This is a genomic window from Stenotrophomonas sp. B1-1 (assembly GCF_010894375.1).
Taxonomy (GTDB): Bacteria; Pseudomonadota; Gammaproteobacteria; order Xanthomonadales; family Xanthomonadaceae; genus Stenotrophomonas.
The window spans coordinates 91460-98343 of sequence record NZ_JAAIUZ010000030.1 but is presented as its reverse complement, the minus strand read 5'-3'; the positions used below and the strand labels follow the sequence as shown (position 1 = coordinate 98343).

Genomic DNA, 6884 nt, shown 5'->3' with positions numbered 1-6884 from the left:
ATTGCCATCAACCTCAACGACTTCATCGCCAAGGCGGCCAACCACAACCAGCCCGTGCCGGATTTGAAGCTACTGCGGTCGCACTTGCGGGATTCGCGTCGCTACAAGCTGATCGCAGAAAACCAAGCGGTTAACAGCGCGATCAGGACCAACAGCGCCGGCAACGGAACCGCCGTGCGGTGCTGGGTATTCAAGAAATGAACAAGCGCAATAACGGGCCGGCGGATGGTGTGCCAGCACCAGCCCAAGGCCATTCCTCAACGCAACACGGAGTAGTAACCATGCAACAGCAGAGCGAACCGTTTAACCCGTCCACCATGGCATCTACGTCGAAGGCCGGCACCGGCCACGGCGCGCAGCCTAGCACAGACGGCCAGGTGGCCCAGCGATGCCATGCCCGGATCGAGTTTGAGATCCGGGCCGATTCGATCGTTGTGGTGGCGGTGCTGACTATGGGCCGCACAGTCAAGATCGAGCAGCGTTGGAACCGCCGGACTCGCACTACCTGGCTGCATGCAGGCGGGCCGGTGGTATGGGAGGCTGAAGCCGACGGGCTCAGCCGCGAGCTAGCGGAGTGGCTAGACAGCCTGAGTTTGCCGCTGGCGGTGGCCAACCTGCTGCCGGCCGCTACGGCCAGCAGCACCGCTGTGGCCCAGGCCGCGCAAGAGGTGGCCAATGGCTAAGTCCCGTGTCCTGTACGGCCCGCAAGGCTCCGGCAAGACTCTGCATGGCCAGGCCATTGCCGCCCGCCTGGGCCTGCGCCACGTCCGCGACTTGGACGATGTCCAGTTCATGGGCGACCGCCTGCAGCGTACCGGCCACCTCTACCTGGCCAACTGCCAGGACTATGGCCAGCGGGCAGCGCGATTGCTCGGTACCGACCTGCTGCACATTGACCAGGCGCTGGCCGCGATCGGCGCCCGCCCGGAGGTGAACCATGCTTGAGCTGATCGTGCTGCTCCTGGCCCCGGCTGCTGGCGGTGCCGGCCTGTACCACCTGTGGCTGACCCTGCCGCACCGCCCCCAGCACGGGGCCCTGGCGGTTGGTCAGGTTCCGCTGCAGCTGCGCCGGCATGCGGCAATGGCTGTTCGTCGCGGAGGGGTGAAGGGTTGTGGACATTCAACAAGCAGCCGCACGGAGGTCGTGTAATGGTTGGGCCACAACACAAGGCAGATCAACAGCTTGCTGCAGGCGGCGATGGCACCCATCTGAGGGAGACAATGGGCACTGCCGCTAATGTGCCGTTCGAGCTACGTGCGATCGGCGCCGGGGAAGTGGGCTCTTTGCTCGGGCTGGCCGCGCGCACGGTGCTGGAGACCGTCGCATGCCGTCCGGACTTTCCGGTCCGGATCAGCATGCGCCCAGCCACGTGGATTGCCGGAGAGGTGCTGAAGTGGCGCGAAGCTAACCGAGCAGGTCAGCGAGCTCGTCGGCGTCGGTCTGGTAGTAGATCAAAAGACTCTTCAAATCCCGATGACCTATGACTCTGGCCAGTTCCATCACGTCCAGCTTCTTCGACAGCCGCCAGATTGCCTCTGCACGGCTGTCGTGGAAGTGCAGGTTCTCGATCTGAGCAGCATCCCGCGCACGCCGGAACAGCGTGTCGCGAGTGCCCGGGTCCAGGTTGAACACACTGTCCGCGTCCTGCGGCAGCAGACCGATGATCTCCCGAGCACGGACTGACATCGGCACGCGGCGTACGTCGCCGTTCTTGGTCTTCGGCAGGGTCACGGATTTGGCCGATACATCGGACCACTTCATGCCCAAGATCTCACCCGCGCGCATCGCCGTTTCCAGCGCGAACAGGAAGCACAGCGCAACCCGGTGCTGGGTCGTCTGCGGTGCGCCGCCGTCATAGCCCAGCGCCAGGATCAGGCGATCGATCTCTTCCTGCGGCACGCGACGCTTCCGGCTCGCCGGGGCCTGCGGCCGGTCCACGTCCTTGATCGGGTCGCTGTCCAGCCAGCCCCAATCCTTGCGACAGGATTTAAAAACCGACTGCAGCAGGTTCATTTCCCGGCGCACCGTTGCCCCCGACACTTGGGTTAGGCGGCGCTCGCGCCATTCGGCCAGATGGATCGGCCGCAGCGCCGGCAGCCGCACCAGAGCTATCGGATCACGTTCGATCAAGCCCAGTCGCACCAGCTCCCATTTCACGCCCTTGTGCTTGGGTGCCACCTCGTTGGCGTAACGCCGCAGCGCGTCCTTCACGATGTTCTCGGGCAGGCGCGCGCCGGTCAATTCGGCTTCGCGCATCATCGCCCATCTGACGGCCTGGGCTTTGCTAGGAAGGGTGTTCGACTCGCGTCGACCGTCCTTGTAGATCTCGGCACGCCAGGATGCGCCGCGTCGTTGGATAGAAGCCATGGGCTGCATCATGGCGTAGAACTTGGCGTAATCGATATAGGGATAGGGCGTTTCTCAGCGGGCTTACGCGCTTATAGCGCTCGGGCGAGAGCCCCTGCAACGTAAGCATTTCGGCTTCTATCGGACGACAACGGGGATCAGCGGAATTCGTACGAAATTGCCTTTCACCGGCACCAACGCATCAAAGGCCAGGTCATCGACCTGGCCTTTGGCGTTTCTGGGCCTGCCGAGCGCTCACACCACCCGCAGCACCGGCGCATGCCCGGCAGGCCCGTGCCCTGCCCCGGCCTCTACCCGGAACCCGGCCACGGTCTGCAGCAGCTGCGCAGACTGCTCTTCCATGCTGCGCGCCGCCGCCGACGCCTCTTCCACCAGCGCAGCATTCTGCTGCGTGCCCTGGTCGATCAGGTCCACGGCCTGGTTCATCTGCTGGATGTCGTCGCTCTGCTGCTGCGCGGCGCTACTGATGTCGGCCATCAGATCGCTCACCCGGCGCACGTCGCGCACGATCTCGTCCATGGTGCGCCCGGCGCTTTCCACCTGGGCGGTACCGGCGCCGACATTGGCCACCGATTCGTCGATCAAGCGCTTGATCTCCTTGGCCGCACTGGCCGAGCGCTGTGACAGCTCACGGATTTCGGTGGCCACCACGGCAAAGCCGCGCCCATGCTCGCCGGCGCGCGCCGCTTCAACCGCAGCGTTGAGCGCCAGGATGTTGGTCTGGAAGGCAATGCCGTCGATCACCCCGATGATATCGACGATGCGCCGCGACGACGCGTTGATGACGGCCATCGTGGACACCACCTCGTGCACCACACTGCCACCGCGTGCAGCCACTTCGGCCGCGCCGCCGGCCAGCGTGCTGGCCTGGCGGGCATTGCCGGCGGTGCGCTGCACGGTGTCGGCCAGGCCCTTCATCGAAACGGCCGTTTCTTCCAGCGATGCGGCCTGCTGTTCGGTGCGCTGCGACAGATCGCTGTTGCCCAGCGCAATCTCGCTGGCACCCACCGCAATGGTGTCGGCGGCGAACTTGATCTGGCCGATGATGCCGGCCATGGTCTCCACCAGCGCGTTCACGCCCTCGCACAGCTCGGCCACCGGGCCGCGCTTGCCGTCCAGCGGAACGCGCCCGGTCAGATCGCCCAGCTTGGCCGCCGCCACCACTTCGCGGGTCTGCGCCACGGCCTGCTGCATGGCCTGGCTTTCGTGCATCTGCGCGGTGATGTCGGTGGCGTACTTCACGACCTTCAGCGGTCGGCCGTTCACGTCCAGGATCGGGTTGTAGCTGGCCTGGATCCACACCTCGCGGCCGTTCTTGCCCAACCGCCGGTACTGGCCCGCATCGTATTCGCCGCGCCCCAGCTTTTCCCAGAACTGTTTGTAGGCCGGGCTGGCCCGGTACTCTGGTTCGACGAACAGCGAGTGGTGCTGGCCCTTCACCTCGTCCAGCGTGTAGCCGGTGGCGGTCAGGAAGTTCGCGTTGGCGGTCAGGATCCGCCCGTCCATGCTGAACTCGATCACGGCCTGTGATTTGTCGATTGCCGCCAGCTGACCGGCCAGCTCAGCGGCCTGCTGCTTCTGCGCGGTGATGTCGGTGGCGAACTTCACCACCTTCACCGGTCGCCCGAAGCGGTCCAGCACCGGGTTGTACGAGGCCTGGATCCAGATCTCGCGGCCCCCCTTGCCGAAACGGCGGTACTGGCCCGCGTCGAATTCGCCCTGCCCCAGCCGTGCCCAGAACGCCCGGTACTCGGCGCTGCGGGCGTGCTCGGGGTCTACGAACAAGGAATGGTGCTTGCCGCGGATCTCATCTTCGGTGTAACCCACCGCCTGCAGGAAGTTGTCATTGGCCTGCAGGATGGTGCCGTCCAGCGCGAATTCGATGACCGCCTGCACCCGGTGCAGCGCCGCCACCTGCGCGGCCATGTCGGCGCGCTCGCGTTCGGCTGCGGTCTCGGACGCGGCGGTGCCGCCCTGCCCGGCCAGACGCCCCTGCAGGGCGCGCCAGAAAGACCAACGGGACGGTGTGTCTGCCGGCGCCTGCGCGCCCGCGGTGAAGCCTGGCATGAGCATGGTCTGTTCCTTGGTTTCCGTGAGCGGTGCGACCCATGGGCGAAATGCCCACGGGAACATCGATTGCCTGGAACCTGCAGACACCTGGGGGGCGGCGTCACTCGAGCGATGGCGCGGAGCGGCAGCAAGCGCCTCCGGCAAGGGAGGCAGTCTGGATATCGGCCGCCATGGCGGGGCCTTGAGGACTATTTTTGCAGCGTCGGTTCAGCCCCGGCGCCAGATCGCCCAGCGCAGCACGGCCACCGCCAGCACAGACGGCAGGTAGCCCACCGCGCCAATCAGGGCAAGCAGGGCAGCGTTCACCCACGGCCCGCCCCCACCCAGAATCCAGCTGGCGTGCTGCAGGATGTACAACGCGCCCGGCAGCACCAGCAGCGGCGCCAACCGCAGCAACTGCCAGGGCCAGCGAACCGGGCCGATGAAACCGACCAGGGTACCCAGCAGGGCACCGACCATTGCGATGGGAATGGCTGCTTCCATTCAGATGCTTCCTTCTTGTGCGTCAGCCGCGCCGAGCGTGCCCGACAACCTGCCCGGTAGAGTCGAGCTTGCTCGACTGTCCGTTTCATAGAGTCGAGCTTGCTCGACTGTCCGCTTCGTAGAGTCGAGCTTGCTCGACTGTCCGCTTCGTAGAGTCGAGCTTGCTCGACTGTCCGCTTCGTAGAGTCGAGCTTGCTCGACTGTCCTGGAAAAAGCAGTCGAGCAAGCTCGACTCTACAACGGCAGTGTCGCGCACACCCCTTGAACCTGCGATGCATGCCAGGGCCAGAAGGTTTACATGACCTTCGGGAGATATGCATGCCGGCACGCACTGGCAGGCTGTGCGCTTCCACGGAAGCCACCTCATGCAAGGAAACTACATGCTGCGACCACTGCGTTGTCTTGCCCTGTTGGCACTGTGCAGTGCCAGTGCCCTGGCCGCTGCCGACGACGGCCGCTATCGCCCCTCGTTCCACCCCGATCAATTGAAGGGTCCGCCCGCCGGCCGGGTAAACGAAGTGCTGGTGCTGGGCAGCCCGCATCTGTCCGGCCTGCCGGAGGCGTTCAAGCCTGCGCAGCTGGAGCCGCTGCTGGGGCGCCTGCAGGCCTGGCAGCCCACCGCCATCGCGGTTGAGAACGTGTCCGGCCTGCAGTGCGATTTCATGCGCCGCAATCCCACCCGCTATGCCGACAGCGTCAAGAGCTACTGCGTTGACACCGCCCCGGCACAGGCTGCCACCGGCATGGATGTACCCACCGCCAATGCCGAGATGGAGCGCCTGCTGGCGTCCTGGCCGAAGGCGCCGACGCCGGCACAGCGTCGCCACCTGGCCGCCGTGTTCCTGGCCGCCGGCGAGCGCGGTTCGGCCATCGTGCAGTGGCTGCGCCTGCCCACTGCCGAACGACGCGCGGGCGACAGCCTGAGCGCGGAACTGGTCGAGTTCCTGGACGCCCGTGCGGCACGCAAGGACGAAGTCAGTCTGGTCGCCGCCGAACTGGCCGCACGCCTGGGCCTGGAACGGCTGTGGTCGGTGGACGACCATACCGCCGATGCCCCTACCCCGCAGGCACTGCAGAAGGACTACGCCAAGGCGATCCGCGCGGCATGGAACACCCCCGCCGGGGCAACACGGCGGGCAACCTACGACCGCCTGTACGCCGATGTCGCAGCGCCTGACGGGCTGATGGCGATCTACCGCAACGACAACGATCCGGCCACCGCCAGACTGGTCTATGACAGCGACTTCGGCGCAACGCTGGTCGAACCGTCGCCGCAGGGTTTCGGCCGCAATTACCTGGGCTACTGGGAAACCCGCAACCTGCGCATGGTCGCCAACATCCGCGACGTACTGGGCCAGTACCCCGGCACGCGCATGCTGGCCATCGTCGGTGCATCACACAAGTGGTACTACGAGGCCTACCTGGACCAGATGCACGATGTGCAGCTGGTTGATAGCACGCCGCTGCTGCGCTGAGGGCCGCGTAACCGTGGCGTCGAGCGTGCTCGACGTCGCGCTCCGTAGAGTCGAGCTTGCTCGACTGCTTTTCCCGAAGCAGTCGAGCAAGCTCGACTCTACAACGGCGGATTCAAGCACGTTCGACGATTCAACGGCGGGTTCAAGCACGTTCGACGATTCAACCGCGGGTTCAAGGCACCGTCGAGCAAGCTCGACGCTACGAACGGCCGCGCCGTGCCAGCATCGCGCTGGCCGCCACGATGCACCCCAGCGTGACCAGCAGCGCACTCACCACGCCCCATTGCAGCACCGGCACCAGCGCCTGGGCCTGCGGATCGATGCGCAGCTGTTCCAGCCGCAGCCAACCGGCCAGCGCCAGCACCCAGCCAATGAAAGCCGGCGCGTAGGCGCCGATGGTGTTGCCGATCCAAGCATTCATGCCGTACTCCCATGAGAACTGCGATGGCGGCATTGTTCCGCCCCGCCCTCTCACAGGGTGAGACACC

8 protein-coding genes and 1 pseudogene are annotated in these 6884 nt (G+C 65.7%); 5 read left to right on the top strand and 4 right to left on the bottom strand.

The features are described 5' to 3' along the window. The 4 genes and pseudogenes from G4G00_RS19960 to G4G00_RS19945 all read left to right on the top strand — a co-directional run. A pseudogene (locus tag G4G00_RS19960) lies at positions 1-201 on the top strand (hypothetical protein); the annotation flags it as partial. Between the two features lie 80 nt (positions 202-281). After that, entirely contained in the window at positions 282-683 is a 402-nt protein-coding gene (locus G4G00_RS19955) for a hypothetical protein (protein ID WP_164276024.1), read from the top strand. Beyond that, the gene (locus tag G4G00_RS19950) at positions 676-945 is read left to right on the top strand and encodes a hypothetical protein (RefSeq protein ID WP_164275899.1); all 270 of its coding nucleotides are present in this window, start codon (positions 676-678) and stop codon (positions 943-945) included. Before G4G00_RS19955 ends, G4G00_RS19950 begins: the two co-directional genes overlap by 8 nt. Continuing rightward, entirely contained in the window at positions 938-1150 is a 213-nt protein-coding gene (locus G4G00_RS19945) for a hypothetical protein (RefSeq protein WP_164276022.1), read from the top strand. Before G4G00_RS19950 ends, G4G00_RS19945 begins: the two co-directional genes overlap by 8 nt. Positions 1151-1405: 255 nt before the next feature. Here the strand turns inward: G4G00_RS19945 and G4G00_RS19940 are convergent, their stop codons facing one another. The 3 genes from G4G00_RS19940 to G4G00_RS19930 form a co-directional block, all read right to left on the bottom strand. After that, entirely contained in the window at positions 1406-2368 is a 963-nt protein-coding gene (locus tag G4G00_RS19940) for a site-specific integrase (protein WP_164276019.1), read from the bottom strand. 234 nt (positions 2369-2602) lie between these two features. Further along, positions 2603-4441, bottom strand: coding sequence for a methyl-accepting chemotaxis protein (locus tag G4G00_RS19935; RefSeq protein WP_164276016.1), 1839 nt, complete (start codon positions 4439-4441; stop codon positions 2603-2605). A 204-nt stretch (positions 4442-4645) separates the two neighbouring features. After that, on the bottom strand, positions 4646-4921 hold the full coding sequence (locus G4G00_RS19930; protein ID WP_108753365.1) for a hypothetical protein: 276 nt from the start codon (positions 4919-4921) through the stop codon (positions 4646-4648). Positions 4922-5301: 380 nt separating this feature from the next. On the opposite strand from G4G00_RS19930, the gene G4G00_RS19925 reads away from it, so the two are divergent. After that, the gene (locus G4G00_RS19925) at positions 5302-6396 is read left to right on the top strand and encodes a DUF5694 domain-containing protein (protein WP_108754823.1); all 1095 of its coding nucleotides are present in this window, start codon (positions 5302-5304) and stop codon (positions 6394-6396) included. Positions 6397-6595: 199 nt separating this feature from the next. Here G4G00_RS19925 and G4G00_RS19920 read toward each other — a convergent pair whose 3' ends face one another. Then, on the bottom strand, positions 6596-6817 hold the full coding sequence (locus G4G00_RS19920; RefSeq protein WP_108753366.1) for a hypothetical protein: 222 nt from the start codon (positions 6815-6817) through the stop codon (positions 6596-6598). Positions 6818-6884: the final 67 nt, after the last annotated feature.

Coding starts and splice junctions, on each gene's coding strand:
- G4G00_RS19955 (WP_164276024.1), top strand. CDS start 282: ATGCAACAGCAGAGCGAACCGTTTAACCCGTCCACCATGGCATCTACG.
- G4G00_RS19950 (WP_164275899.1), top strand. CDS start 676: ATGGCTAAGTCCCGTGTCCTGTACGGCCCGCAAGGCTCCGGCAAGACT.
- G4G00_RS19945 (WP_164276022.1), top strand. CDS start 938: ATGCTTGAGCTGATCGTGCTGCTCCTGGCCCCGGCTGCTGGCGGTGCC.
- G4G00_RS19940 (WP_164276019.1), bottom strand. CDS start 2,368: ATGGCTTCTATCCAACGACGCGGCGCATCCTGGCGTGCCGAGATCTAC.
- G4G00_RS19935 (WP_164276016.1), bottom strand. CDS start 4,441: ATGCTCATGCCAGGCTTCACCGCGGGCGCGCAGGCGCCGGCAGACACA.
- G4G00_RS19930 (WP_108753365.1), bottom strand. CDS start 4,921: ATGGAAGCAGCCATTCCCATCGCAATGGTCGGTGCCCTGCTGGGTACC.
- G4G00_RS19925 (WP_108754823.1), top strand. CDS start 5,302: ATGCTGCGACCACTGCGTTGTCTTGCCCTGTTGGCACTGTGCAGTGCC.
- G4G00_RS19920 (WP_108753366.1), bottom strand. CDS start 6,817: ATGAATGCTTGGATCGGCAACACCATCGGCGCCTACGCGCCGGCTTTC.